At 73.5% G+C, this 24,752-nt stretch carries 22 protein-coding genes and 2 pseudogenes; 12 read left to right on the top strand and 12 right to left on the bottom strand.

Annotation, left to right across the window (positions count from 1 at the left end):
• The first annotated feature begins 148 nt into the window (after window positions 1-148).
• The gene (locus E6U81_RS01995; protein ID WP_136228277.1) at window positions 149-1,429 is read left to right on the top strand and encodes a molybdopterin-dependent oxidoreductase; all 1,281 of its coding nucleotides are present in this window, start codon (window positions 149-151) and stop codon (window positions 1,427-1,429) included.
• Between the two features lie 13 nt (window positions 1,430-1,442).
• Here E6U81_RS01995 and E6U81_RS01990 read toward each other — a convergent pair whose 3' ends face one another.
• On the bottom strand, window positions 1,443-2,603 hold the full coding sequence (locus E6U81_RS01990; RefSeq protein WP_136228276.1) for an alpha/beta hydrolase: 1,161 nt from the start codon (window positions 2,601-2,603) through the stop codon (window positions 1,443-1,445).
• 89 nt (window positions 2,604-2,692) lie between these two features.
• Window positions 2,693-3,679, bottom strand: coding sequence for a 2-oxoglutarate and iron-dependent oxygenase domain-containing protein (locus E6U81_RS01985; RefSeq protein WP_136228275.1), 987 nt, complete (start codon window positions 3,677-3,679; stop codon window positions 2,693-2,695).
• A gap of 240 nt (window positions 3,680-3,919) precedes the next feature.
• On the opposite strand from E6U81_RS01985, the gene E6U81_RS01980 reads away from it, so the two are divergent.
• Window positions 3,920-4,693: a VOC family protein gene (locus tag E6U81_RS01980; protein WP_136228505.1), complete on the top strand. Its 774-nt coding sequence runs from the start codon at window positions 3,920-3,922 to the stop codon at window positions 4,691-4,693.
• A 106-nt stretch (window positions 4,694-4,799) separates the two neighbouring features.
• The gene (locus tag E6U81_RS01975) at window positions 4,800-4,988 is read left to right on the top strand and encodes a DUF6381 family protein (protein ID WP_030657858.1); all 189 of its coding nucleotides are present in this window, start codon (window positions 4,800-4,802) and stop codon (window positions 4,986-4,988) included.
• 114 nt (window positions 4,989-5,102) lie between these two features.
• Here E6U81_RS01975 and E6U81_RS01970 read toward each other — a convergent pair whose 3' ends face one another.
• Both E6U81_RS01970 and E6U81_RS01965 read right to left on the bottom strand, forming a co-directional pair.
• Window positions 5,103-5,537 carry an SMI1/KNR4 family protein gene (locus E6U81_RS01970; protein WP_136228504.1) on the bottom strand — a complete coding sequence of 145 codons (435 nt, stop codon included), beginning with the start codon at window positions 5,535-5,537 and terminating at the stop codon, window positions 5,103-5,105.
• A gap of 42 nt (window positions 5,538-5,579) precedes the next feature.
• Window positions 5,580-6,095, bottom strand: a pseudogene (locus E6U81_RS01965) (DUF3291 domain-containing protein); the annotation flags it as partial.
• Between the two features lie 295 nt (window positions 6,096-6,390).
• Here E6U81_RS01965 and E6U81_RS01960 point away from each other — a divergent pair.
• Window positions 6,391-6,969: a TIGR03086 family metal-binding protein gene (locus E6U81_RS01960; RefSeq protein ID WP_136228274.1), complete on the top strand. Its 579-nt coding sequence runs from the start codon at window positions 6,391-6,393 to the stop codon at window positions 6,967-6,969.
• Here E6U81_RS01960 and E6U81_RS01955 read toward each other — a convergent pair.
• Together E6U81_RS01955 and E6U81_RS01950 are read right to left on the bottom strand one after the other, a co-directional pair.
• A complete protein-coding gene (locus E6U81_RS01955) occupies window positions 6,938-7,456 on the bottom strand; it encodes a hypothetical protein (protein ID WP_136228273.1) in 519 nt (172 codons plus the stop codon). The genes E6U81_RS01960 and E6U81_RS01955 overlap by 32 nt on opposite strands.
• A 9-nt stretch (window positions 7,457-7,465) precedes the next feature.
• Window positions 7,466-8,869, bottom strand: a complete 1,404-nt coding sequence (locus E6U81_RS01950; protein ID WP_240803564.1) for a M64 family metallopeptidase — start codon at window positions 8,867-8,869, stop codon at window positions 7,466-7,468.
• A gap of 140 nt (window positions 8,870-9,009) precedes the next feature.
• On the opposite strand from E6U81_RS01950, the gene E6U81_RS01945 reads away from it, so the two are divergent.
• Window positions 9,010-10,386: a helix-turn-helix domain-containing protein gene (locus E6U81_RS01945; RefSeq protein ID WP_136228272.1), complete on the top strand. Its 1,377-nt coding sequence runs from the start codon at window positions 9,010-9,012 to the stop codon at window positions 10,384-10,386.
• Here E6U81_RS01945 and E6U81_RS01940 read toward each other — a convergent pair.
• Both E6U81_RS01940 and E6U81_RS01935 read right to left on the bottom strand, forming a co-directional pair.
• On the bottom strand, window positions 10,349-11,872 hold the full coding sequence (locus E6U81_RS01940) for an MFS transporter (protein ID WP_136228271.1): 1,524 nt from the start codon (window positions 11,870-11,872) through the stop codon (window positions 10,349-10,351). The two genes, E6U81_RS01945 and E6U81_RS01940, sit on opposite strands and share 38 nt — an antisense overlap.
• A gap of 38 nt (window positions 11,873-11,910) precedes the next feature.
• Window positions 11,911-12,492, bottom strand: coding sequence for a TetR/AcrR family transcriptional regulator (locus E6U81_RS01935; protein WP_136228270.1), 582 nt, complete (start codon window positions 12,490-12,492; stop codon window positions 11,911-11,913).
• A 108-nt stretch (window positions 12,493-12,600) separates the two neighbouring features.
• Here E6U81_RS01935 and rpmG point away from each other — a divergent pair, with 108 nt between their 5' ends.
• The 3 genes from rpmG to E6U81_RS01920 are packed head-to-tail and all read left to right on the top strand — an operon-like array spanning window position 12,601 to window position 14,195.
• Window positions 12,601-12,765 carry a 50S ribosomal protein L33 gene (gene rpmG / locus E6U81_RS01930; protein ID WP_136228269.1) on the top strand — a complete coding sequence of 55 codons (165 nt, stop codon included), beginning with the start codon at window positions 12,601-12,603 and terminating at the stop codon, window positions 12,763-12,765.
• 45 nt (window positions 12,766-12,810) lie between these two features.
• Window positions 12,811-13,059: a type B 50S ribosomal protein L31 gene (locus tag E6U81_RS01925; protein ID WP_136228268.1), complete on the top strand. Its 249-nt coding sequence runs from the start codon at window positions 12,811-12,813 to the stop codon at window positions 13,057-13,059.
• Window positions 13,056-14,195, top strand: a complete 1,140-nt coding sequence (locus tag E6U81_RS01920; protein ID WP_136228267.1) for a GTP-binding protein — start codon at window positions 13,056-13,058, stop codon at window positions 14,193-14,195. The genes E6U81_RS01925 and E6U81_RS01920 overlap by 4 nt, the downstream gene beginning before the upstream one ends.
• 11 nt (window positions 14,196-14,206) lie before the next feature.
• Here the strand turns inward: E6U81_RS01920 and E6U81_RS01915 are convergent, their stop codons facing one another.
• Together E6U81_RS01915 and E6U81_RS01910 are read right to left on the bottom strand one after the other, a co-directional pair.
• On the bottom strand, window positions 14,207-15,109 hold the full coding sequence (locus E6U81_RS01915; protein WP_136228266.1) for a hypothetical protein: 903 nt from the start codon (window positions 15,107-15,109) through the stop codon (window positions 14,207-14,209).
• A gap of 39 nt (window positions 15,110-15,148) precedes the next feature.
• A complete protein-coding gene (locus E6U81_RS01910; RefSeq protein WP_136228265.1) occupies window positions 15,149-15,409 on the bottom strand; it encodes a DUF6158 family protein in 261 nt (86 codons plus the stop codon).
• A gap of 141 nt (window positions 15,410-15,550) precedes the next feature.
• Here E6U81_RS01910 and E6U81_RS01905 point away from each other — a divergent pair, with 141 nt between their 5' ends.
• Entirely contained in the window at window positions 15,551-16,150 is a 600-nt protein-coding gene (locus E6U81_RS01905; RefSeq protein WP_136228264.1) for a TetR/AcrR family transcriptional regulator, read from the top strand.
• A 38-nt stretch (window positions 16,151-16,188) separates the two neighbouring features.
• Window positions 16,189-17,424: pseudogene (locus E6U81_RS01900) on the top strand (MFS transporter); the annotation flags it as partial.
• Here the strand turns inward: E6U81_RS01900 and E6U81_RS01895 are convergent.
• Together E6U81_RS01895 and E6U81_RS01890 are read right to left on the bottom strand one after the other, a co-directional pair.
• A complete protein-coding gene (locus E6U81_RS01895) occupies window positions 17,410-18,318 on the bottom strand; it encodes a LysR family transcriptional regulator (protein WP_136228263.1) in 909 nt (302 codons plus the stop codon). The pseudogene E6U81_RS01900 and the gene E6U81_RS01895 sit on opposite strands and share 15 nt — an antisense overlap.
• Before the next feature lie 335 nt (window positions 18,319-18,653).
• The gene (locus tag E6U81_RS01890; RefSeq protein ID WP_136228262.1) at window positions 18,654-21,551 is read right to left on the bottom strand and encodes a TIM-barrel domain-containing protein; all 2,898 of its coding nucleotides are present in this window, start codon (window positions 21,549-21,551) and stop codon (window positions 18,654-18,656) included.
• A 389-nt stretch (window positions 21,552-21,940) separates the two neighbouring features.
• On the opposite strand from E6U81_RS01890, the gene helR reads away from it, so the two are divergent.
• Together helR and E6U81_RS41615 are read left to right on the top strand one after the other, a co-directional pair.
• The gene (helR, locus tag E6U81_RS01885; protein WP_136228502.1) at window positions 21,941-24,151 is read left to right on the top strand and encodes an RNA polymerase recycling motor ATPase HelR; all 2,211 of its coding nucleotides are present in this window, start codon (window positions 21,941-21,943) and stop codon (window positions 24,149-24,151) included.
• Window positions 24,148-24,570: an FAD-dependent monooxygenase gene (locus tag E6U81_RS41615; RefSeq protein ID WP_206309809.1), complete on the top strand. Its 423-nt coding sequence runs from the start codon at window positions 24,148-24,150 to the stop codon at window positions 24,568-24,570. Before helR ends, E6U81_RS41615 begins: the two co-directional genes overlap by 4 nt.
• The last annotated feature ends 182 nt before the right edge of the window (window positions 24,571-24,752 follow it).

Here is a 24,752-nt window from a genome sequence, read left to right as displayed (position 1 = left end):
CCACATCCTGCCGAAATTCGCCGGACCAGCGGTAATCGGCCGTTGCGGCTGTGTTGCGGGTTCGTGGCCGTCCGCCGGGGAAGCTTCCCGCGGTTCGCCCCGGACCCCTACGGTCCGTCGGGAACCACGACCGAGGAGTGACCCTGCCATGCCGCTCGACACATCGGACGAAAGCCACTACGACCGCACCCGCCTGCGGCAGTGGGCCCGCGGCCGGGCCCGCTCCGCCGGGGTGGACCGCCGCGACCTGCTGAAGCTGTTCGCGGTGGGGGCCGCGGCCGGATCCCTGGGGGCCGCCGGGGGCGGTACGGCTGCTGCCGCCCCGGCCGCCGGGGCGGCGGCGGACGCCGCGCCGGGCATCGTCAAGCCGCTGCCGCCCGAGCTGTTCACGATCCGCGGGACGAACGCGGAGACGAACTTCGCCTCGTTGCGGGGCACGGGCCATCTCACCCCGATCGACCGGTTCTTCGTCCGCAACCACACCTCCACCCCGCGCATCGACGCCGGCACGTGGCGGCTGAAGGTGTGGGGCGACGGGCTCGCGGGCGCCCCGGTGGAGTTCTCGTACGAGCGGCTGCGGGCCCTGCGGGCGGTCGAGCGGACGCTGTTCATCGAGTGCGCGGGCAACGGCCGGAGCTTCTACTCCACGCAGCAGGGCCAGCCGGTCACCGGCACGGACTGGACGCTGGGGGCGATCGGTGTCGCGCACTGGCGCGGGGCGCGGCTGTCGGACGTGCTGCGGCTGGCGGGCGTGACCCGGGGCGCGGTCGACGTACTGCCGCGCGGGCTGGACGACGAGGTGGTGGCGAACGGGGTGAACCTGGGGCGGGTGCGGCGTCCGCTGCCGGTATCGAAAGCCCTGGACGACGTGCTGCTCGCCTACGAGATGAACGGGCGCCCGCTGCCGCCCGACCACGGCGGCCCCGTCCGCCTGGTGGTGCCGGACTGGGTGGGGATCTCGTCGATCAAGTGGGTCGGTGACATCGAGGTGAGCGGCGAGGCGCTGTACTCGCCGTGGAACACCGACATGTACCGGCTGTTCGGGCCGGGGCACCCGGCGGAGGGCAGCGCCCCGCTCACCCGGCAGACCCTCAAGAGCGCCTTCGAGCTGGAGCTGGGCGCCGGCGTTCCCGTGCACCGGACGCAGCTGCTGACGGGCCGTTCGTGGTCCGCCGCCGCCCCCGTGACCCGTGTCGAGGTCAGTACGGACGGCGGCGGCCACTGGCGGCGTGCCCGGATGCACGACTCCCCGCGGCGGGGCGGCTGGGTGCGCTGGTCGGTGCCGTGGACACCGCGGACGACGGGTGCGGCCGCGCTGCTGGCCCGGGCGAGCGACGCCACGGGGCGCACCCAGCCGGAGACGGCGGTCCACAACGCGCAGGGCTATCTCTTCGACGCGGTGGTGCGCCACCCGGTCACGGTGGTCTGACCCTCCCGCGCGCCTACGGGGTGTGGAAGCGGACCTCCGGCGCGTCGGCGGAGGGGCCGTCCAGGACGGGCCGGGACTCGCCGCGCAGGTGCCGGTCGACGAAGGCGCCGACGTAGCGGCGGGTCAGCTCGACGGAGCGGTCGCCGGGCAGCGGGGCCTCGGGGTCGTCGAGGCCCAGCTGCTGGCCGATCGACGGGAAGTCGCTGAAGGTGAAGTGGCCCGACCCGTCGAAGGTGATCCAGCGCTTCCAGCCGTCGAGCTGCGGCCAGTCCCGGTCCCAGCTGGCGTTGCCGCCGGGGCCGCGGCCCTGGGCGCCGAGGAGCAGGAAGGGGCGGCCGCCGAGTCCGGCGGCGGGTACGGGCGTGGCGTTGCCGCCGTCCATGTTCACCCCGGCGCGGATCCTCGGGTCGGTCGCCATCGCGGCGATCGCCGAGGCGCCGCCGATGGAGTGGCCCGCCATGGCGATGCGGCCGCGGTCGACGATGGCGGCGTGGCGCCAGGCCGGGCGGGGTCCGGTGAGCCGGTCCAGCAGGAAGGACACGTCGCGGGCACGGTTGTCGCTGACCGCCTGCATGCCGGTCTCCTTGGCCTTGTCACAGGCCAGGCAGGTCAGGACGCGGCCGCCGGGGAAGGCGGTCCCGACGCTCTCGTACGCGTGGTCGACCGCGGCGACGACGTAGCCGCGGGAGGCCAGGTCCTCGGCGAGCGCGGTGAGGGTGGCACGGTGGACGGTGAAGCCCGGCGAGAGGACGACCAGCGGGTACCGGCCGGCGACGGGCCGGGCACCGGTCCTGGAGGCGCTCGCGGTACCGGTCAGGGTCTCGACGGGAATGGCCTGGTCCAGTCCCTTGTCGACGAGCAGCAGCCGGGCCTCCTCGCGGGTGAGGTAGCGCGCGGCGCTGCCGGTGTCGCGGCGCGCCGGGTAGCGCATGGTGACCATCAGCTCGCGCGGCCCGGATCCGGCCCACGGATCGGTCCGGCTGCGGTCCACCAGGTGCAGGTCCTCCCGGCCGACCGCGAAACGGCCGGTGGGCCGCGGGAGTTCGACCGCGGTGCGGCTGCGTTCGGACGCGGCCGGGGCGTCCGCCGCGACGGCCGTGCCGGCGGCGGCGAGCGGGATCGGCAGGAGCAGGGCGAGTAAGGCGGCGGCTGCGGCTGTTCGGCGTCGAGTCATGGGAGCGACGCTATGCACCGCGGCCCGGCGGGTCGTCATCTTGCCGGTGGATCCGGCCGTACGCCCGGGGGAGGGCCGCGTGCCCTGCATCACTCCGAAGTATTAATACCCGCGGGGACGGTGATGGCCTGGAGCTTGTCCCTCAGGTATGCGTGGGAGTCGACGGGGTCGTGCACCACCCGGCCGATGGGGGCGGGGAGGGATTCCACCCGGGTGTGCGCGTCGCATTCGTAGAAGTAGACGAGTGAGATCAGTTCCTCGGCGGGGGTGTCTGCGGGCGGGGGCAGTACGCGGTGGCGGCCGGCCCGCCAGCGGTCGCCGGTCCAGCGGGCCATCAGGTCGCCGATGTTGACGGTGAGCGCGGCCGGGTCGTAGGGCGCGTCCTGCCAGCCGTCGGCGTCGGTGTGGATCTGGAGACCGCCCGAGCCGAGCTGCCGGTCGAGGACGGTGACCGTGCCGAAGTCGGTGTGGGCGCCGATGCGGAACTGGCCCGGCAGGGGTGCGCCGACGGTCGCCGTGCCCGGGTACCAGTTGAGGTTGAACCCCCAGGTGGGGTGTCCGGTGTGGCGCGTGAAGTGGTCCTCGGCGAGTCCGAGGGCGGTGGCGAGGAGCTCCAGCAGCTCGTCGGAGAGGGCCCGCATCCGGGCCAGGTACTCCGTCACCGGCGGCCGGAGCTCCGGTACCTCCTGGGGCCAGGTGTTGGGCCGGTACCACTCGGCGTCCACGGCGGGGTCGCCGGTCGGTTCGTCGGCCGCGAAGGACCAGGACTCCTTGAGGTCGGGCGGTGAGGCGGTGCCTTCGGCGTAGCTGTTGGCCTCCGCCCCGGGGCCCAGCCAGCCCCGGCCGCCGACCGTGACGGCGTACGGCTCCTTCAGGGCGGCCGGGAGCCGGAAGAACGTGCGGGCCGTCTCCCGGATCCGGGCCGGGAGCGAGGGGTCCACGCCGTGGCCGGTCACGAGCAGGAATCCGGCCGCGCGCAGGGCCTCGTCGACGCGGGCGGCGGTACGGGCGCGCGCCTGCGGTCCGCCGGACCGCCACGGCCCGAGATCGATCACGGGAACCTGGGATCCGGCCATGGGAGACCTGCCTTCCGACGCTGCGCGGTGGTGTCCGGGACCGAGGCTATCGCCGCGGGCGGCGCGACGGGATCGACACGGAAAGTGATTCTCGGCCACTTTGTGTGCGCATCGGCGGCCGCCGACCGCGATGATCGTCACGAAAAGGACCAGAATGGAACGACGGGTGCCTCAGGGACGGAGCGTGCGGTGGAGATTTCTACGCGGGAGGTCTTCGGGGCGCCGTGCTGGGTGAGCCTGATGACGCGCGACCTCGGGACGGCGCAGCGCTTCTACCGTGCGGTGGCCGGGTGGCGGTTCCGGCCGGCCCGCCTCGGCGACGCGTTCTCGGTGGCCTTCCGCGACCGGGTCCCGGTGGCGGGCATCGGGGCGCTGGCCGCGGATCTGGGGGTGGCGGCGGCGTGGACCCCGTACTTCGCCGTGGACGACGCCGATGTGGCGGTGGACCGCATCCGGGAGCGGACGGGCACCATCGCGGTCGGTCCGGTGTCCTTCGAGTCCGAGGGCCGCGCGGCGCTCGTCGCCGACCCGGACGGCGCGGTCTTCGGGATCTGGGAGGGCAATGTGGCCGCGGACTGGCGGGCCGGGAAGGGTCCGCTGCCGGCCTGGCTGGAACTGCGTACCAGGAACGCCCTCGACGCGGCGATGTTCTACGGCGCGGTACTGGAGTGGGCCACCGACCGGCCGGGCTGCTGCGCGGTCTCCTACGAGGAGGACCAGGTCGTCCTGCGGCAGAACGGCGAGCCGGTGGCCCGCCTGAACAGCGGTCCCGTCGAGCTGGCCGCCTACTCGCCGCACACCCGGCCGCGCTGGCACGTGCACTTCCGCGTGCCCAGGCTCCGGCCGGCGATCGAGGCGGCCGTGATGCTCGGGGGCCGCATGGTCTCGGACATCACCTCGAACGCCGCGGAGCGGTGGGTGACGCTCCGCGACCCGGACGGGGCCCTTTTCACGCTGACCACCGACGTCGGGGCGGACTCGGACGAGGACCTCGCCCGGCCGGGCCTGTACTGACCGCCCGCCCGGCGGATCACCTTGGGTGACGGTTCGAGATGCGGGTGTGCCGCAGTGCTGGTTCGCTGAATCCGCCCGCTCTCCCCCACTGATCCGAGGAGCGATCATGAGCGTTTCAGGCGAGTCCCGCGGCCGGTCCCAGCAGATGCGCACGAAGGCCAAGGAGCTGAACGAGGCCGCCGAGCGGTCCACCGATCCGGAGGAGCGCCGCCGGCTGAAGGAGAAGGCCCGCCGCCTCCAGGAGCAGAGCGAGCAGGAGAGCCGGATGGACGACCGGGGCATGGACCCCATGTAGCCCGCGCCCTCTCCGTACGCACCGCGCACCGGCCGGTGTCCGCCGCGATCCCCCGTCGCCGCGGCCACCGGCCGCCGTGCGGCTGCTGCGGCTGCGGCGGTGTGGCGGGTGCGACTACCGGTACCAGTCGTCCCCGCCGTCGGCCAGTGACCGGCCGAGGTAGTCCCGCAGGTCCCGGGCGACCCAGCGCCGGCTGTCGTCCTCGTGCTCCCAGACGAAGATGTCGTCCCGCTCGGGGGTGCGGACGAAGGCGAACCGGTCGCCGTCGCCGTTGTCCCCGAAGAAGAGCAGGGCGTCGAACGGCATGTAGAGCCGGGCGAAGTCGGGGTCTGAGCGGACGAAGAGGTTCTGCTCGACGATCTGCTCCAGTGGCCAGACCGTGTCGGTCCCGTGGTGCCCGACGATGCCGTCGCTCTCCCCGAGCAGGTCCACCAGCGCGGCCGGCAGCGTCCCGCCGAGCCGCCGCTCGGCGTCGGCCACCGCGGCGGCCCCGACGGGCTCGCCGAACCCGGCATCTGCGTACGCCTCACCGGCGGCCTCTTTCCACATGCGCGCAGCCTGGGCGGATCCGCGGTGGCGCAGGGTGATCCCGGTCGGAGTGCCCTCCGGGGTGAACGCATGGTGGAAGGTGAAGGCGTACGGCGCGGAGCCGTGGCCGTGGAGGTGCTCCAGCCGGGAAACCCCCTCCTGCCAGGTGGGTATTACGCCGTCGGAGACCCACCAGCACACGTGGTTCGGCCGTCCCGTCCTCTCGAACCAGTCGTGACGCCGGTTCAGCGCCTCACGGTGCAGACCTGCGTAGACGGCGTCGAACGCGGGACGCACGTCGGTCCAGAGCGAGAGGGTCGCGGCCAGGGCGGTGGTTTCCACCGTACGGCCCTTGCCGTACCAGGCCGGTACGGCGAACTCTCCCCATGCACCCCAGTCCGCCCCGAAGAGCATGCCCCGGTCACCGGCGGCCGTTTCGGCACGCGCGAGGTATCCGGGGTGCCGGCTGATCTTCCGGTAGACGGCCTCACCCCAGTCGTAGAACTCGCGCGTGAGAGGTGCGGGATCGGCGAGCGGTGACTTCAGAACGCCGAATGTGTACAGAGCGAGTTGAGGCATGCGTCTCTTCCTGATGGGGGTGGCACTCGTCCCGTCGCGGGTGGCTCAGCCTGGACGGAACCCCTGCGCGACCGGTGGCGATCGCCGAGGGCCAGGTGAAGGTAGCTGCCTCTGCGACCGCTGTCGAAGTTGCGTTTTCCCTGCCCAAGTGGCCACTTGCAGAGGCCCCTTCGAAGCCTGCGGCAGCAGGGGGCGGCATACGGCCTCAGGACCGGACACCGGCCGAAAGGCAGTACGTACCGCCCGGAGCCGATCTATGGTGGCGGTTCCATGCAGGAGCCACGGGAGGGCGACGATGACCGTCGACGGTTTCAAACTGCTTGCTGACGCACACGACTACCTGCTCACCGCCGTCCGCGGCGTTCGCGCCGGAGCGTGGGGGGATCCGACGCCGTGCACCGAGTGGACGGTGCGTCAGGTTCTGAACCACGCGCGCCTGGACCAGCAGGCGCTGGTCATGCAGATCACGGGCGTCGCGCCCGCGAGCGACCCCTTCGAGCCGGAGGACGCTACGGCCGGCGACCCGGTCGCGGAACTGGCGGCGGTGCTGGAGGCGACCGCCGCGGCGTGGGAGTCGAGGAGGGACGACGACAGCGTGCCCACTCCGATGGGGCCGATGCCCGCCGATGTCGGCGCGGCCGCCGCGGCGCTCGACGCCGGCATCCACGCCTGGGACATCGCCCGGGCCACCGGTCAGGACCTGCCGCTGACCGAGGAGATGGCCGTGGCTCTGGAGGACATCGCGGCGAGGATCGTCGACTTCGTCCGCGACTCCTTCGGCAAGTACGCGCCGCCGCTGGTCGTCCCGGAGGGGTCGAGCCGCGCGGAGAAGCTCCTCGCGTTCACCGGGCGGGACCCCCGCTGGTCGCGCTGACCCCTGCCGTGCAGAACACGCACCCCTCCCAGAACGGGAGTGCGTCCAGCACCCGGTGAGCCGTGCACGAGGCCATCGCGGCCTCGTCCGGCCCGGGCAGTCGGCCTCCACCGGCCGCCGTCTCCGGGTCGAACGCCGCCACCATCGCCCGGTACGTGCGCACGTACCCCTCGGCGCGCGGCGGCTCGTACGTCAGCTCGTCCCACCGGTGGCGGGACAGCGCCAGGTCCAGGACGCGCAGCAGGAAGTCCTTGGCCGCGGCCCGCTCCTGCGGCGTGCCGCCCCAGTCGAGCTCCGCCAGGCCGAAGCCGACCACTCCGCGCCCCATGACGTTCTGGTCCTGGAGCGTCAGCAGGGCGGCGAAGCGGAAGTCCCAGGGCGCGCGGGCCAGCGTCGAAACGGCGAGCACCAGCACGTCCACGAACACCGCCGTGCCGCCGTTGGTCATCTCCAGGTGTTGGCCGTCACTGCCACGGAACGTGTTCATCGGCCCAGCCTAGAGCCGGACCTTCCATTCCACGGTGGAGCGGAGCGTGCGGGCGGTCTTCGGGTCGCGGACCGACGGTGTGCGGTCCTCGGCCGTCACCGACAGGCGGTGGGTCCGCAGGTCGAAGAGCCACAGCTCCGCCACCGACACCTCGGTGCGGCCCTCGAACCGCGTGAGTTCCCTGCCGTCCAGGTACCAGCGGACCACGAGCTGGCGGCCGTCCGCGCCGGACAGCCGCGGGACGGCCACCTTCGCCTTGTTGCGCAGCCGCAGGGTCCGGTCCGTCGGCGTGAGCGCCGTGGCGATCCGCGCGTGCTGGTAGAACCCGGCGATCATCGCCTCGACGCCGGGCAGGTTGAAGGGCTTGCCCAGGACCCGCATCAGGGAGTTGTCGGTGGGCCGGTACAGCCCCGTCACGTAGTAGTTGCCGCCCTCGTACGCCCCGACGGTGCCGCCGTCGGGCGACTCCTCGCCGAGCCACCGGTACCACTTGGCCCGCTGCGCGGCCATCCGGTCCGCGGTCAGGCCCGAGCTGTTGGATTCGCCGGGTTCGGGCCCCGTGTACTTCTCGTAGTCCGGCACTCCCGGGTAGAAGTACTCGTCGGCGAGCTTGCCCAGCGAGTGGCCGGTCTCGTGGATGGCGACCTGGCCGGACTTCGGGTGGCCGGCCGACGCGGTCGATATGCCCTCGTAGCCGAGGGTGGCGCTGGGCTCGTTGTAGCCCGCTCCCCCGTACTTGGCGCTGTTGGCCAGGACGATGACCAGGTCGGCCTCCGGCGCCTTCGCCACGTAGGCGTCGACCTTGGGCTGGTCGATGCAGAGCAGCCGCTCGATGTCCCCGCACCAGAAGTACGAGCCGAGGGCGGTGTCGCGGACGGTCGCCGGGTCGGGGTCGCCGGAGACGCCCGATTCGCGGGAGACCGCGTCGACCGTCCAGACGTTGAAGAGGCCGCGGTACGTGGTGTACGGCTCGACGGCGGCCACCTCGGCCCACTTCTGCTCGGCGTCCGCGTGGAAGCGCGGCAGTTCGGCCGCGGTGTAGCCGTCGCCGATGACGACGACGTCCAGGCGGTCCGCGGTGGAGCCGTTGTCGATCATCTTGGTGACTTCGCCGTCGGCCGAGCGCTCGGCCTCGGTGAGCCGGCCCGCGCTCTTGGCGGGGCTGCCGGCCGCCGGCACCAGGGCGTGCCCGGATCCGGCGTCGCCGCCCTGTTCGGGCCCGGGGATCTCGACCTCCACCCGGGTCCTGGCCGGGCCGTCCGCGGCGTCCGCCGGGGCTGCCGGGCCTGCCGCCACGAGCGCCGCGCTCGCACAGACCATCGCGAGCGCGGCCCTCAGCGTCGTGCGCGCGTCCGGACGCCGCGCCGGAGGCCGTGCCGCCCGTCCGATGGCCGCACCTGTGACCGGATCCATGAAGTCCACCCCCGGGGAAGGAAGTTAAGCGGATTGATAAGCGCAGTGAATCGGCTGCTTAAACTAGGCGGAGCGCGGGAGGTGCGCAATGGCGTACTCCGGCTGAATACTGGGGAGTTCGAGCAACCAGGGGGGATTCCATGGACGAACCGGGCGAGATCGGTCGCAGGGTTCAGCGCATGCGTGTCGAACGCGGCCTGACCCAGAAGCAGTTGGCGCACCCGTCCTACACCTCGGCCTACGTCTCCACCCTGGAGTCGGGCAAGGTGCGCCCCTCCGAGACCGCGCTGCGCTTCCTCGCCGGCCGCCTGGGCACGTCGTACGAGGAGCTGGCCACCGGCCGCCCGGCCCACCTGGCCACCGAGCTGCGGCTCGCCCTCACCGACGCGCAGCGCACGCTCGCCACGGGCGCGGCCGAAGAGGCCGCCGTACGCTACCGCGGCCTGCTCGCCGAGGCCGAGGAGCTCGGGCTCGTCCCCGAGCAGGCGCAGGCCCGGCTCGGGCTCGGCGAATGCGCCCTCGAGTCCGGTGAACTGCCCGCAGCGATACGACACTTCGAGGAGGCCGAACGCCTCCTGGCCGACGAACCGCTACCGCGCCGCGCCCGGCCCCTGCGCGGCCGGGCCGTGGCGCACCTCCTCGCCGGCGAGCTGCGCTACGCCTGCTATCTGCTGGAGTCCGCCATCGACGAGCTGGGCGCGAGCGGCCTGGCCGATCCCGACGCACTGGTCCTGCTGCACGCCGCGGTGATCGGGCCGTACATGGACATGGGCGCCCATGCGCGCGCCGCCCACTCGGCGGAGCTCGCGCTCGCCCTGGCGCCTCAGGTCAGTGATCCGGCGCTGGTGGCGGGCATGCACCGGCAGGTGGCCCGGACCTTCCTCGCCGAGGGGCGGATGGCCGACGCCGATGTCTCCCTGGCGAAGGCACAGGCGATCTACAGCCACCTGCAGCTCAGTACGGATCTGGCGCACTGCCACTGGATGCGGGGCTACGTACTGGCGCAGAACGGTGAACTCGGGTCGGCCGAGCGGGAGCTGCGCACGGCCCGGGACATGCTGTCGGCCCGGCGGGCCGGCCTCTACACGGCCCAGGTGGAGGTGGAGCTGGCGGACGTACTGCGCCGGCTGGGCCGGCACGAGGAGGCCGCGGGGCTGCTCGCGGCGCTGCTGGAGCTGGGCAACAGCCACGGCGCCGTGCACGCCGGCGGCGCGCACCGGCTCCTCGGCCTGATGGCCGAGGAGCGCGGTGAGACGGAGTCGGCCGAGGAGCACTACGTCCAGGCGCTGGCGCTGCTGGAACGCAGCGGGGCGACGGGCGATCTCGCCGACCTGTGCCGGCTCCTGGGCGACCTGCTGCGGCGTGCGGGCCGGGTCGAGGCGGCGATGGACGCGTACCGCACGGGTCTGGGGCACCGGGCGGCGCCGGGCACCACCACCCTGGGCCCGGCGCCCCCGGCCGGGTTCCGGCCCGCCCGGGTCAGTGGTTCTCGGTGGGACGCAGATCCCGCGGAATGAGCGTCCAGGTCGTGGCCGCCGCGGCGACGGCGAGGCCGCCCGCCATGAGGAATGCCGGGGTGATGGCGAGGGTGTAGGCGTGTGAGGCGGTGTCGAGCAGGGCCCGGCCCACGGTGCCGCCGAGCCGTTCGGCGATGTGCGCGGCCTCGCCGACGGAGTCCCGTGCGGCGGCCGCGGTGGGGCCGTCGAGTTCGAGGGCGGGCAGGTTGCCGCGGTAGAGCGCGGCCGCGGTGGAGCCGAGGACGGCGACGCCCATGGCGGAGCCGAGCTCGTAGCAGGTCTCCTCGATGGCCGCGGCGCTGGAGACCTCGGCGGCGGGCGCGGCGGAGACCAGCGTCACCGAGGCCACGGTGGTGGCGATGCCGGCGCCCAGGCCCATGACGGTCAGGGCGGCGGCGAAGGCCGGGTAGCCGAGGTCGGTGAACTGCTGGAGGGTCCACGGCAGGGCCATGCCCGCGGCCAGGACGACGAGTCCGGCGCCGAGCACGTGGCGGATCGCGTAGCGCTGCATCAGCGAGGGCGCGACCATCGAGGCGGCGATCAGGGCGAGCGGGGCCGGCAGCAGGCGCAGTCCGGCCTCCAGCGGGGTGTAGCCCTCGCCGTACTGGAACCACTGGGTGACCAGGAAGAGGATCGCGCCCATGCCCACCATGGGCAGGAAGATCGCGGTGGCGGCGACGCTGAAGGCGGGCTTGGCGAAGAGCCGCACCTGGAGCAGGGGGTTGTCGAGCCTGGTCTGGCGGCGGACGAAGACGGTCAGCGCGACGGCCGCGACGAGGAGCAGCGCCCAGGGCAGCGGGTCGGCCACGCCGCTCTTGCCGAGCTGCTTGATGCCGCCGGCGAGGGCGAGCATGCCGACGACGGACTGTCCGACGCCCCACCAGTCCCACGCTCCGGTGCTGCGCGGGGAGCGCGATTCGGGCAGGTAGCGCAGGCCGGCCGCGACGATGACGGCGGCGACGGGCAGGTTGAGGAGGAAGGCGGAGTGCCAGCCGTAGTCCTGGACGAGGAGGCCGCCGACGACGGGTCCGAAGGCCATGCCGCCGCCGAAGACGGCCGCCCAGACGGCGAGGGCGAAGGCGCGCTCCTTGGCGTCGGTGAAGACGGTGCGCAGGATCGAGACGGTGGCCGGCATGATGGCCGCGCCGCCGATGCCGAGCAGGGCGCGGGCCGCGATCAGGTGCCATGCCTCGGTGGCGAACACGGCCATGAGTGAAGCCGCCGAGAAGATGCCGAAGCCGGCCATCAGCAGCCGCTTGCGGCCCCAGCGGTCGCCGAGCGCACCCGCGGTGACCAGCAGGCCGGACAGGGCGAGCGCGTAGACGTCGATGATCCACAGCTGCTGTACGGCGCCCGGCTGCAGGTCGCCGACGAGGGAGGGGAAGGCCACGTTGAGGATCGTGGTGTCCATGGAGATGAGCAGGAGGCTGCCGGAGAGTATCGCCAGGACGATCCACCTGCGGGGGTCCGGCGCGGGGGTGTGCATGGGGTTCCGTTCGGGGTCTGTGCGTGGTGAGGAGCGGTTCAGGGTGCGGGGGCACCGGCGGGGGGCCGCGCGAGGGGCCGCGTCCCGCTGAGGAAGGAGGTCAGGACCAGGTGGCCGATCTGGCGGGGGGCGAGGTGCCCGTCCCGTACGCCTTCGGCGGCGGCGTCGAGGAGTCCCCAGAGGGAGTACCAGATCCAGTACGGCGGGAGGTCGGCGCGCAGCCGCCCCAGCCGCTGGCCGAGGGCGAGGAAGGCGAGGGCGCGCTGGTCCTGGCGGTCCACACCGGCCCGGAATGCGGGGTCCGCGAGCACGGTGGCATCGCGTGAGGTGAAGCCGTAGAGGTGGGCGGCGGGCATCAGCGCGACGACCAGTTCCTCCAGGGCGGTGTCGAAGGCGTCGGCGTCGGCGTTCTGTGCCAGGTCGAGCGGGGCCAGGCAGCCGTCGACCACCTCGATCGCCCGGACCGCGACGGCTTTCAGCAGGGCTTCGCGGGTCGCGTAGCGGCGGCTGAGCGTCGCGCGGCTGGTCCCGATGCCGGCGGCGATCTGCACCATCGAGGCGCTGTGATCGCCCGCGAGGACGCGGGCCGCGCCGTCGAGCAGTTCTTCTTCGTTCACCATGTCGAGCCTCCTTCGCCTCGAACGATACAAGATTGTCTCAAGCGAGGCAAAAACGCCCCACTTCCGGCGCGTTATTGAAAATGGGCATCATTTCCATATACTGGCCGCATGGCACGCAACGAAGTACGCCCGATCGTCAGGCTCCGCTCCACCGCCGGGACCGGATACACCTACGTGACCCGCAAGAACCGGCGCAACGACCCGGACCGCATGGTGCTGCGCAAGTTCGACCAGGTGGTCCGTCGGCACGTCGACTTCCGCGAAGAGCGCTGAACCGCAGCACCGCACCACCGCACCCGACCCCCGAAGGACCGCGTCATGAAGCCCGGAATCCACCCCGCGTACGGTCCCGTCGTCTTCCGCGACAAGGCCGCCGACTTCGCCTTCCTCACCCGCTCCACCGCCACCGGCGACAAGACCGTCGTGTGGCAGGACGGCCGCACCTACCCCGTCATCGACGTCGAGATCTCCTCGCAGAGCCACCCCTTCTACACCGGCACCGCCCGCGTCCTGGACACCGCCGGCCGCGTCGAGCGCTTCCAGCGCCGCTACGGGAGCAGGCCGTGACCCTGCCCGTCGTCATCGTCGGCGGGCTCCACGGCGACGCCCGCCGGCGCGTGGTGCGGGAGCTGCTCGACACCGTGCCCGGCAGCGTGGCCCTGCACCACGACCTGTCCACGGCGGCGGGCGGCACCGTACGGCGCCTGGTGCACGACGCCTCGGGCGAGCTGTCCCGGGGCGAGGCCCCGCTCGTGGGCGGCTGCGCCTGCTGCGCGCTGCGCCAGGACCTGGTCCCCGAGCTGTGGCGGATCGCGGCGGACGGGACGGCCCGGCTCGCCGTCGTGGAGCTGTGGGACTCGGTCGAACCGCGCGCGACGGCCGAGCTCGTCGCCGCGCACGGCGGTGAGGCGCTGGAGCTCACCAATGTGATCACCGCCGTCGACCCGGCCCTCGTCCTGCCCTGCCTCGCCAACGGGGACGACCTGGCGGAGGCGGGCCTGGCCACGGCCGCCACCGACCGGCGGACCGTCGGGGACACCTGGGCCCGGCAGCTCGAATACGCACCCGTCCTCGCGCTCGTCGACAGCGCGGCAGCGGGCGCGGAGGACCTCGCCCTGCTGGCCCAGCTCCACCCCACCGCCCGCAGGGCGGAGACCGGGTCCGGCGAGCTGGCCCGGCTCGCCTTCGCCGGGTTCGATCCGGAGGCGGCGGCCGCGGCCCAGCACCCGGCGTGCGCGCTCCTGCCCCAGGACGCGGACGAGGCCGGGGTCGCCACCCTGGTCTGGCGCCGCCTGCGGCCCTTCCACCCCGAGCGGCTGCACGAGGCGCTGGAGGACCTCTCCCGGGTGGCCGCCCGCAGCCGCGGGCGCTTCTGGCTCGCCGACCGCCCCGACACGCTGCTGGCCTGGGAGGCCGCCGGCGGCGCGCTCTGCGTGGAGAGCGGCGGCCCGTGGCTGGCCTCGCTCCCCGACGCCGCGTGGGAGATGGTGGCTCCCGTGCGCAGGGCGGCCGCAGCCCTGGCCTGGCACCCCGAGCACGGCGACCGCTGCCAGCACCTGGTCTTCACCTCGCCCGGCCTCGACCGCGAGGCGCTCACCAGGGTCCTGGAGCGGTGTCTGCTCACCGACGAGGAGTACGCCGCCGGCCCGGAGTCCTGGAAGCGCCTGCCGGCCCCGCTCGGCGCCTTCCTCGACCACCCCTGAGCAGTGGACTGCTATTCGGGCATGCTCAGCACATACCACATCCGCATGAAGCGGGGGTTGCGCAGGTAAAGGTGGGGGCCACGGCCTATGGGGCGGCTGTACCGGCGCACGGGATCGCCGTTGGGCCAGACGAGTTCACCCTGCCCGGTGATCACCACCCCGTCCTCGGTCAGCCGACAGTGGTGGAGCCGCCCCCGGCCCCCGGAGCCGCCGAGGAGCAGCAGGCGACGGTCCCGCACCGCGAGGCCGTGAATGCCGCGCATGGGCATGGACCGGATGCGCTGCGGCTCGCCGATCCGCTGCTCGACGAGGGCCTGGTCCAACTGGTCCGCGACCAGGACCTGCGAGTCCGTGACGTTGAGCGCGTCGACCTCGAGGAGGAAGCGGGCGCGGGCGGAGCGACGGAAACCGTGCAGGCGGTTGCCCGCGCCGTCCCACCGGGCGAGGGCGTCCGATCCCAGGGGGTCGCCCTCGTACATGCCTTCTTCTCCGTGGCAGGTCCACAGGGCCGCCCGGCGGTCCGCGACCAGCTGGATCAGATGGGATCCCATGGCGAACCTCCGCCGGGACCGGCCGTCCCGGTCGAAGAGCTGGCCGTTGCGGCGGTCGCTTCCGCGGAAACCGTGGACGACGAGACCACCCCTGGGCAGGGCTTCGATGTCCCTCGGGCGCACGGCCACGTCGTGCAGGGTCCGCTCTCGGACCGAGTCACCGTCACGGGTGACGAGCAGGGCGTCGAAGGGCAGGGTGAGCGGCTGCGCGGAACGCCCGCCCCAGGGTTCGGACGGGAAGCGCGCATCAGTACAGATCAGCCAGAGGGCCCTCCCCCACGCATCCACCGTGGAGGCCAGGACCTTCCGCTCGTCGTACTGCCGAGGCAACAGTGCGTAGGGCCGCAGTGCCACCTTCGTCAAAAAATCACCTCGCGGGCGAAGGAACGTAACGGCCCATGATCACATGGGCTGCTCCTTGTGCTCGCCGTCGGTGCGGGCGCGGGCGCCCGAGCGGGTGCGGGAGGCGGTCTGGGCCCGCTGCGGATGGCGGCGCACGTACTCGTGTTCCAGCTCGTTCATCCGCTTCGTATGGGTGACCAGGGCGTCGTCGGACCCGTGCAACAGGGTCTCGTGTCGCGTGCGGTGGATGGCCTCCAGCTCCTTCAGCAGCCGGCCCTCCTCCAGTTTCCGCGCCGACGGACCGCCGTCGTGCTCCGTCATGGACGTGCACCTCCTCCTCGGGCCCCCGCCCACACCATCATCCTCCGCACCGCGTCGCGCGTCCCGTCAGCGGCCGCAGCCCCGGCCGTGCCCCGGGCAAGTGAGTAGACACTGTCTACGCACGCTGGTAGACAGGGGTCCATGGACCAGGAGAGACCCCTGCGGGAACGGCTGATCGACGTCGGTGCGGAACTCGTCGCGAGCGAGGGCACCGCTGCCCTCGGGCTGCGAGAGATCGCCCGCCGGGCGGGCGTCTCGCACGGGGCGCCCCGCCGCTACTTCCCCACCCACCACGCCCTGCTGTCGGCGATCGCCCGGCGCGGCTTCGCCGATCTCGCCGGGCGGATCACCGCCCTGGAGGCCGCGGCCGCGCAGTCGCCGCCCCGGGAACGGATCCGGGCGATCGGGCGCGCCTACGTCGGCTACGCGCTGGAGAATCCCGGGATGTTCGCGCTGATGTTCCGGCACGACCTGCTGGACAGTGCCAGGGCCCCCTCGGACGAACCGCGCCTGCGCGAGTCGACGCTCCCGCTCTTCGCCCTCCTCGTCGCGCTCGTCGGCCGGTGCGGGGCGGCCGAGCCCTCCGTCACCGCCGCCGCGCTGTGGGCGAACCTGCACGGCGTGGCCCAGCTGTGGCGTTGGGGCAGCCTGCCGCTCGTCCTCGGAGAGGATCCGGCCGTGGGCGTCGAGCGGCTGGTCGACGCCGCGGTCGACGCACACATCGGGGGTGCCCCGGCGTGAGGCAGCGGACATCCCTGCTCGTCAGCGTGGCGGGCGCGATGCTGGTCGCCCTCGACGGCACCGTGCTGACGGTGGCGCAGCCGAGCCTGAGCCGCGACCTCGGGGCGAGCGTCGCGCAGGTCCAGTGGACGAGTACCGCCTACCTGCTGGCGGTGGCCGCGTTCCTGGTTCTCGCCGGGCGGCTCGGCGACCGGTACGGGCATGCCCGGCTGCTGTTCGTCGGGGTGCTGGGGTTCGCAGCGGCCTCGGCGGGCATCGTGTTCGCGCCCGGCGTGGGCTGGGTGATCGGACTGCGCGCCGTGCAGGGCGTGTTCGGTGCACTGCTGCAGCCGGCGACGCTGGCCCTGCTGCGGCTCGCGTACCCGCCCGACCGGCTGGCCACGCCCGTCGCCGTGCGGACCAGCGCGATCGGCGCGGCCGCCGCGGCCGGTCCGCTGCTGGGCGGTCTGCTGGTCGCCCAGTGGGACTGGCGGGCCGTGTTCGTGCTCAACGTGCCCGTCGCCGTGGTGATCGCCGCGCTGACGCTCGCCGTACGGGCCCCCGCGCCGCGTGCGCAGGCGGGGCGGCCGGCGCTCGGCGGCGCAGCCCTGCTCGCCATGGCCCTCGCGGTGTTCGTGCACGCGCTGGTCGGTGTACCGGAGTACGGGTGGACCGGAGCGCCGACGCTGCTCGGGTGTGCGGGCGCCGCCGGGCTCGCTGCCCTGTTCGTACGCCGTGAACGGCGTTCCGCGCTGCCGCTCGTACCGCCCGTCGTGGCCCGGGCCCGGGCGGTGACGGCTTCCATGGCCCTGCTGCTGGTGGTCTCCGCGGGCATGTTCGGCGCGTTGTTCACGGCGACGTTCCGGCTCCAGGACGTCCAGGGGCTGGACGCGCTGGAGACCGGACTGCGGGTGCTGCCGCTGACGGCGGTGATGGTCGCGGGGGCTCCGGTGGCGGGGATGGCGCTGCGCCGGTTCGGGGCGCGGCGGACCGCGCTGAGCGGTACGGCGCTGGTCGTCGCCGGGATCGCGGGGCTCGGCTCCGCGTCGGGGCCGGCCTTCGCGGTGCTCGGCGCCGGCTTCACGACCGTCATGGTCACCGCCACCGGGGCGGTGGTCGGCGAGGCCCCGGCGGGGTACGCCGGGGTCGTCGGCGGGCTCAAGCAGACGGCCATGAACGTGGGTCCGGCCCTGGGCATCGCGGTGGCCGCGGGCGCCGGGGTGCACGGGCCGTCGCTGGTGGCCCTGGCCGCGCTGGCCGCGGTCGGTCTGGCCGCGGCGTCACTGCTGCCCGGCGGCGCGCGCCCGGCAGCTGCGGGCGACCTCGTCGGCGAAGACGAGGGCGGGCGGGGCGAGGGCGGCCCAGCGGCGGACGGCCCAGCCGACGGCGAGCGGCGGCAGGGCGGGGATGGGCACCAGGCGCAGCGGCCCGTCGGAGCCGGGGACCTGCCAGCCGGGCAGCGCGGGCACGACGGCGTGGCCCAGGCCTAGTTCGGCGAGCAGCAGGGCGGTGTCCCAATCGGCGACGCTGGTGTCGGAGCGCACGTGGATGCCGGACTCGGCGAGGGCGGTGTCGAGGTGGGCCCGGGAGGCGGAGTTCTCCGGCAGCCTGATGTGGCGGATGCCGGCGAGGTCGGCGGGGGTGAGGCGGGCCCGGCCGGCGAGGGGGTCGTCGGCGCCGACCGCGAGCACCCAGGGCAATTCCATGACAGGGCGCTGCTCGATGCCCCGGACGGGGGCGCCGATGGTGATCCAGGCGAGGTCGAGGTCACCGGCGGCGAGGGCGTCGAAGCAGCTGCGGCTGGAGTTCTCGGTCTGGAACTCCAGGCTCACCCCGGGGTGGCCGCGGCGGAAGGAGACGACGGCCTCGGACATGAAGTGCCGCACGGTCGTCGCACCCGTGGTGACGCGTACGGTGCCGCCCCCGCCCCGTACGAGGTCCGCCACGCGGCGCAGGGCGCCGTCGAGGCCGGCGATGCCGTCGGCGGCGGCGGCCTGGACGATCCGGCCGGCCTCGGTGGGCACGACGCCTCGGGCGTGGCGCTCCAGGAGGCCGGTGCCCGTCTGCTTCTCCAGGCGGCGGACGTGCTGGCTGACGGCGGACTGGGTGCAGCCGAGGTCGCGAGCGACGGCGCTGAGGCTGCCGGCGCGGCAGACGGCCACGAACACGCGGAGGTCGTCGAGGGTCATGAGACCCAAGTTATTCCTTGGGTGTGGGGAGCAAACCGGAGGATTGACTTGGGTGTTGGGGTGGATCACGATCGATGCAGGGCCCGGGCGGCAACCCGTCCCCGCCTTCGCCGGGGGTCCGGACCCCCGGCGAAGGCCGTGGACGGGTGCCGACCCACCGCTCCCGCCCGCCCGATCCCGTCCCTGTTCCCGATCCCGGGGAGGTTCCGTGTCGGACCGCGCCGCCACCGCCCGGCTGCGGGAGCGCGGTGCGCAGGACGACGCCCGCGTTGCGCGGTCGGCTCAGTGAGTCGGCCCGGCGGGAGTGCCGGGCCGTGCTCGGCGACGGGTGGGGATCAGCGGTCGGGAGCGGTGTGGGCCGGTGCCGCGGCCGCCCGGCCGGTGAGGGTGATCTCCGCGACGCTGGTCCAGGGTCCGCGGCCGCCGGCCTCGGTCAGGGCCCTGAGGCGGAGGTAGCGGCCGGTCTTCGGGGACAGGGCCGCGGTCCTGGCGGCGGCGGTATCGGCGAAGGTACCGCTCCCCACCGGCGCGCCCCAGTCCGCGGTGGAGTCGGAGACGTGGACCTCGTAGCCGCCGATCCTGCCGTTGACGCCGCCGTCCTGGCGCGGGAGGTACCCGAGGGCGTCGACGGTGTAGCGGGCGCCCAGGTCGATCTGGATCTCGTGCGGGAGCGCCGCGGGCGTGCCGGAGGACCAGGCGGTGTGCCACATCGTGGCGGGGTTCCCGTCGAAGGCACGGGCGGCCGCGCCGTTCTCGGCGGCGGTCTCCTGGCTGTCGGCGCGGACCAGGGACCAGCCCGCCCGGTCGATAGGGGCGGAGGACGGGGGCAGGGGCTCGGCGGCAGGGACGGCGGTGCCCGTGGCCGATACGGTGAACGCGCCCGCCCTCGTACCGGTCTTGACCCAGAGGATCCCCGCGCGGTCCGCCGGGTCGAAGAACCAGCCGGACGCGGCGGAGTCGTAGGCGGTCTTGGAGGTCAGGCGCGGCACGGCGGCTCCGTCCACCGTGAGGGAGGCGGGCGCGGAGGCCACGTGGAGGGTGAACTCGTAGCCTCGGGAGGCCGGTTTGCCGGTGTAGTCGCCCGTGGGGGCGCCGACGGCGACGGTGACCGTGCCGGTGCCGGACTCCGGCGCGGTGACGTCGACCTGCTGGCGGGCGTAGGCGCCCGACTCGTGGGCGCGGGTGCGGCCGTCGTCCTCGTAGAGGCTGAAGGAGGAGGCGCCGCGCGGGTGGATGTCGTAGGTGAGGGTGGAGACGGGCTTCTCCCCCGTGTGGTTCATCTGCGGCCACATCGGCACGATGCCGCCGCCCTTGACGAACAGCGGGAGGGTGTCGAGGGGTGCCCGGTATCCGTCGAGCCGGCCGGGGCCCTGGTAGGTGCGGCCTGTCCAGTAGTCCGTCCAGGTGCCGGCGGGCAGGTGGATGCCGTCGCGGACCGCGGTGTCGGAGACGACGGGGGCGACGAGGAGGGAGTCGCCCGCCATGAACTGGCCGCTGGTGGCGTTGGAGCGGGCCACCGGGTCGTCGGGGTACTCCAGGACCATGGCGCGGGTGCTGGGGACGCCCGTCTCGTGGGCGACGCGGCTCATCGTGTAGAGGTAGGGCATCAGCCGCATCTTCAGCTGGAGGTACTTGCGGTTGATCGACAGGTACGGCTCGGCGAAGCGCCAGGGCTGTTTGTCGTGGTAGCCGGCGGAGGGGTTGGCGGCGCCCCAGCCCGACATGGTCATGAAGGCCGGGGTGAAGGCCTTCCACTGGAGGTCGCGGGTGTACGTCTTGGGGCTGCCGCCGAAGATCCCGTCGATGTCACCGGCGGCGTAGTTGAGGCCGGAGAGGCCCGCGCCGGTGATGGCGGGGACGTGCCAGCGCATGTCGTCCCAGGTGCCGTAGGTGTCGCCGGTCCAGACGACGGCGTTGCGCTGGGTGCCCGCCCAGCCGTCGACGGTCCACACGAAGCGGCGGGCGTCGGAGTTCTTCTCGATCCCTTCGACGGCCTGCCGCACCCCGTCGAAGGCGTATTTGTAGCCGCTGCCGATCCACGCCACGTCGGTCTTCACACCCCGGCTGCCGGCGGTGCCCACCTCGTCGGCGATGGAACCGAGGCCGGTCGAGGTCCACAGGCCGGTCTGGAAGCCCTTGGCCCGGAGGGCGTCGACGGTCGATTTCAGCGGTGCGGTGTAGCCGCAGCCGTAGCCGTCGTTGGGGAGGAACCAGCCCGAGGGCATGTCGGCGGCGCGGGCGTCGGCCGCGTAGCCGACGACGTCGGGCGTGGTCTGGTGGCGGGGACGGTTGTGGTCGCCCTGGTAGTCGGGGTTGGAGGCGTTGAAGCAGTCGGCGTTGCCGAGTTCGAAGCCCCATATCGGTGCCATGAACGGCTTTCCGCTGACGTCGGTGTAGGCGTCCAGCACGGATTTCAGCGAATCGCCGGTGAAGTACCAGGCGTCGAAGCGCTTCTCGTCGTGGGCGAGGGTGGTGGGGGCGTTGAATCCGTAGGAGCCCGGGGCCCAGGTGTTGCGCATCACGCCGTAGCCGTTGGTGGACATGTAGAAGGGTGCGGGGCTGGCGTTGTCGTTCTCGCGCCACTTGTTGTCGACGGCGATGGGTACGGTCTTGTCGCGCAGCGCCCACTCGCCGAGGCGCAGGCCGGTTCCGTAGAACTGCTCGTCCGTGCCGCGGGCGAGGTACTGCGTGGTGCGGCCGCCGGTCCAGCTCGTGGGCCGGGTCTCCTGCCAGACGGGGGTGGTGTTGTCGGCCCGGTAGACGGAGAACCGCAGCGGCGACTTGTGCACCCGGATGGAGAGGGATCCCGTGCTGATCCGGTAGTACGCGCCCGCGTCGGTGCTGGTCGCGGCCACGGAGCCGAAGTCGGTGGTGACGGCGAGGTCGGAGCCGGCCGGGTCGTCTGCGAAGCTCCCGTCGGGTGAGAGCCAGAGGCGGAAGATGTCGGCGCGGGCGACGACCACGCGGGCCTTGGCGCCGCTGGAGGCCGTGACGGTGAAGGTGTTCCCGGACCGGGTGAAGCCGGTGACGTCGCCCGCGGTGGCGGTGGCCCCGGAGGGGGCGGCGGTGGCGGGGGCGACGAGGGGGCCGGCGGCGGCCAGGCCCGCGATGGTGAGGGCGGCGGCGAGCAGGGCGGCGCCCGGGGCACGCAGGCGCAGGCGCCGTCGCCGTGGTGCGCGCGGCCGCCCGGATAAGGGGGCCCGTCGGCTCCTGCGGATGCTGGGCAGTCTCATGGGCAGCTCCTCGTGCGGTCCGGAGAACGGACACAGCTCTTTGGCATGCACCCGGCAAGATAGCGCCCCGGAGGCGTTCTTTGAAGGATGCTGCTCGAAGTTGCCCTCCATCAAGCATCTTTGAGCATTCGTCAGGTCCGCACCGGCGTACGGAAGCCACCGGTGACCAGGCGATCGCGGCCGCAGGGCGGCCGTGGGTGCGCGCAGACGGGGATTGCGGGAGGGGAGCGTCCAGAGCGGACGAGAAAGGCAAGGAGGTGAACCCACTCCTTGCCACTCTCAACTTATAGCGCACCGGGGGGCTTGCGGCAAGGCCCCGTCGCTGGGGCAAAATCGCGGACCGAAGCCAGAAGCTGCAGAAATGGGAGATTCACGAAGTGCATGCGTCTTTGCCGGTTCACTCCTCGCACGGTGACGTCGAGCAGGTCTCGGTCGCCCCGCGGGCCCGCAGCGCGTTCGACCTTCCCGACCACCTCTCCCCCAAGGCCGACCCGGCTCTGACCGACGCCGACGAACGGCACTTCGCGGCCGTCTCGGAGAGTCTCGCCCAGTCGATCGCCGAGCTCTCCGACCGCCTGGAGGCCGAGCGCAGGGCGCCCGGCGGCATCGGCCGGGAGGCGATGGACCGGGACGCCGAGATCCACCGCCTGACCGCCCGCCTGCGCACCCTGCGCCGCTTCGGCCTGGACCTGTGCCTGGGGCGCATCGTCCCCGCCGACGGCCACGGGCCCGTCTACGTGGGGCGCCTCGGCCTCACCGACAGCACGGGCCGCAGGCTCCTGCTCGACTGGCGCTCCCCGGCGGCCGAGCCGTTCTTCGCGGCGACCCACGCCAACCCGATGGGCCTGGCGAGCCGCCGCCGGTACCGCTGGACCGGCGGCCGGATCAGCGACTACTGGGACGAGGTCTTCAGCACCGACGCGCTCGACGGGCACGCGGCGCTCGACGACCAGTCCGCGTTCATCGCCAGCCTGGGCGGCAACCGGTCGGCCCGGATGCGCGACGTCCTCTCCACCATCCAGGCCGACCAGGACGCCGTGATCCGGGCAGGGTCCCGCGGCGCCCTCGTCGTCGACGGCGGCCCCGGTACGGGCAAGACCGTCGTCGCGCTGCACCGCGCGGCCCACCTCCTCTACTCCGACCCGCGCCTCGGCCACCGCCGCGGCGGCGTCCTGTTCGTCGGCCCGCACCAGCCCTACCTGGCCTACGTCGCCGACGTACTGCCCAGCCTCGGCGAGGAGGGCGTGCAGACCTGCACCCTGCGCGACCTCGTGGCGGAGGGTGCCGGGGCGGCGGAGGAGAGCGACCCGGCCGTGGCCCTGCTCAAGTCCTCCGCGGACCTGGTGAAGGCGGTCGACGCGGCTGTCCGCGTCTACGAGGAGCCGCCCACCCGCGGGATGACGGTCTCCAGCCACTGGTCCGACGTCTGGCTGAGCGCCGAGGACTGGGCGGCCGCTTTCGAGGCGGTGGAACCGGGGACCCCGCACAACGAGGCCCGCGACCAGATCCGAGAGGAGCTGCTCGCCATCCTCATGGACAAGCACGAGGACGGCGGCGAGGGCCACGACGTCCCGCCCGAGCTGCTCCGGCGGTCCCTGCTGCAGGACCGGGAACTGGTCCGGACCCTCAACCGGGCATGGCCGATGCTGGAGGCCACCGACCTCGTCGGGGACCTGTGGTCGGTGCCCGCCTACCTGCGCAAGTGCGCCCCCTGGCTGGGCCCCGACGACGTGAGCAGGCTGCAGCGGGCGGACGCCCGGGCCTGGACGGTGTCCGACCTGCCGCTCCTGGACGCCGCCCGGCAGCGGCTCGGCGACGCGGAGGCCTCCGTCCGCAGGCGCCGGCACGAGGCCGCCGTCTCCGCCGAGCGCGCCCGCAGGGCCGATGCCATCGACAGCCTGCTGCAGAACGTCGTGATCGACGAGAGCGAGGGCGCGATGGGGATGCTGCACGGCCGCGACCTGCAGGACACCCTGATCGACGAGAGCGGGCTGCCCGGTGCCGAACCGGACCTCCTGGCCGGCCCGTTCGCCCACGTCATCGTGGACGAGGCCCAGGAACTGACCGACGCCGAATGGCAGATGCTGCTGGCCCGCTGCCCGTCGCGGAGCTTCACGATCGTCGGCGACCGGGCCCAGGCACGGCACGGGTTCACGGAGTCCTGGACGCAGCGGCTCGAACGCGTCGGCCTCGACCGGATCACGGTTGCTTCGCTGAGCATCAACTACCGCACCCCGGAAGAGGTCATGGCGGTGGCCGAACCGGCCATCCGGGCCGCGCTGCCCGACGCCAACGTCCCTACGTCCATCCGCAGCAGCGGCATTCCGGTCGTCCACGGGGCCGCCACCGACCTGGAGGCGGTCCTGGACGGCTGGCTCGCCGCGCACTCCGACGGGATCGCCTGCGTCATCGGCGATCCCGCGTTCCGACCGACGTCCCGCGTCCGGTCGCTGACGCCGACGCTGGCGAAGGGGCTGGAGTTCGACCTGGTCGTCCTCGTCGACCCGGGCCGGTTCGGCGAGGGCGTGGAAGGAGCCGTCGACCGCTATGTCGCGATGACCCGCGCGACCCGGCAGCTCGTCGTCCTGACGAGCCCATGACCGCCTGCGGCGGTCGGGGGTGGACGGCGAGCGTCCGTGACTGCCGCTGGACGAGCACCTTCCGCACCCAGCGGCGGCTGGCGGGCCGTGCGCGGAGCCGGCGGGTGCTGCTGATCGGCGACGCCGCCCACGTGTGCAGCCCGATCGGCGGGCAGGGCCTCAACCTCGGGCCCCGGGACGCCGTGTCCCTGGCCTCGGCCCTGCCGGGGGCGGAGCCCGACGGACTCGCGGACTGGCGCCGCGGCCGCCGCGCCGACGCCCTGCGCGTCCTGGCCCGTACGGATCTCGCCACGCGCGCCTGGACCCTGCGCGCGGCGCCCGCCCGGGCGGTCCGCGACACGGCCCTGCGCGGTGCGCTCACCACGCCGGCGGGCCGCCGCCTCCTCGCCGAGGCCGCCGCCGGCCCCCGGCCCGGCTGACGATCTGCGCCCCGGTCGCGACGGCATGTCCGTCGCGCTTTCACCTGGGGTTTTACCGTCGGAAGATGCGGGTGGGTGGGGGGCGGCGGAGAATCGGCAGGGATCGGGGGGACCGGCGGCGGCGTTCGCCGCGTCAGCCGCTTCTCGTCGAGAAGGAAGGTAATCCCATGGCTTTCGGATCC

Origin of the sequence: Streptomyces sp. A0592 (assembly GCF_004795115.1) — a bacterium.
In the GTDB taxonomy this organism is placed as follows: Bacteria; Actinomycetota; Actinomycetes; order Streptomycetales; family Streptomycetaceae; genus Streptomyces; species Streptomyces erythrochromogenes.
The sequence above is the reverse complement of the archived record's forward strand: the minus strand, read 5'-3'. Positions and strand labels throughout refer to the sequence as shown.

Bases quoted from the DNA above. Each gene is read 5' to 3' on its own strand.
- E6U81_RS01995 (WP_136228277.1), top strand. From the start codon at position 149: ATGCCGCTCGACACATCGGACGAAAGCCACTACGACCGCACCCGCCTG.
- E6U81_RS01990 (WP_136228276.1), bottom strand. From the start codon at position 2,603: ATGACTCGACGCCGAACAGCCGCAGCCGCCGCCTTACTCGCCCTGCTC.
- E6U81_RS01985 (WP_136228275.1), bottom strand. From the start codon at position 3,679: ATGGCCGGATCCCAGGTTCCCGTGATCGATCTCGGGCCGTGGCGGTCC.
- E6U81_RS01980 (WP_136228505.1), top strand. From the start codon at position 3,920: ATGACGCGCGACCTCGGGACGGCGCAGCGCTTCTACCGTGCGGTGGCC.
- E6U81_RS01975 (WP_030657858.1), top strand. From the start codon at position 4,800: ATGAGCGTTTCAGGCGAGTCCCGCGGCCGGTCCCAGCAGATGCGCACG.
- E6U81_RS01970 (WP_136228504.1), bottom strand. From the start codon at position 5,537: ATGTGGAAAGAGGCCGCCGGTGAGGCGTACGCAGATGCCGGGTTCGGC.
- E6U81_RS01960 (WP_136228274.1), top strand. From the start codon at position 6,391: ATGACCGTCGACGGTTTCAAACTGCTTGCTGACGCACACGACTACCTG.
- E6U81_RS01955 (WP_136228273.1), bottom strand. From the start codon at position 7,456: ATGAACACGTTCCGTGGCAGTGACGGCCAACACCTGGAGATGACCAAC.
- E6U81_RS01950 (WP_240803564.1), bottom strand. From the start codon at position 8,869: ATGGATCCGGTCACAGGTGCGGCCATCGGACGGGCGGCACGGCCTCCG.
- E6U81_RS01945 (WP_136228272.1), top strand. From the start codon at position 9,010: ATGGACGAACCGGGCGAGATCGGTCGCAGGGTTCAGCGCATGCGTGTC.
- E6U81_RS01940 (WP_136228271.1), bottom strand. From the start codon at position 11,872: ATGCACACCCCCGCGCCGGACCCCCGCAGGTGGATCGTCCTGGCGATA.
- E6U81_RS01935 (WP_136228270.1), bottom strand. From the start codon at position 12,492: ATGGTGAACGAAGAAGAACTGCTCGACGGCGCGGCCCGCGTCCTCGCG.
- rpmG (WP_136228269.1), top strand. From the start codon at position 12,601: ATGGCACGCAACGAAGTACGCCCGATCGTCAGGCTCCGCTCCACCGCC.
- E6U81_RS01925 (WP_136228268.1), top strand. From the start codon at position 12,811: ATGAAGCCCGGAATCCACCCCGCGTACGGTCCCGTCGTCTTCCGCGAC.
- E6U81_RS01910 (WP_136228265.1), bottom strand. From the start codon at position 15,409: ATGACGGAGCACGACGGCGGTCCGTCGGCGCGGAAACTGGAGGAGGGC.
- E6U81_RS01905 (WP_136228264.1), top strand. From the start codon at position 15,551: ATGGACCAGGAGAGACCCCTGCGGGAACGGCTGATCGACGTCGGTGCG.
- E6U81_RS01895 (WP_136228263.1), bottom strand. From the start codon at position 18,318: ATGACCCTCGACGACCTCCGCGTGTTCGTGGCCGTCTGCCGCGCCGGC.
- E6U81_RS01890 (WP_136228262.1), bottom strand. From the start codon at position 21,551: ATGAGACTGCCCAGCATCCGCAGGAGCCGACGGGCCCCCTTATCCGGG.
- E6U81_RS41615 (WP_206309809.1), top strand. From the start codon at position 24,148: ATGACCGCCTGCGGCGGTCGGGGGTGGACGGCGAGCGTCCGTGACTGC.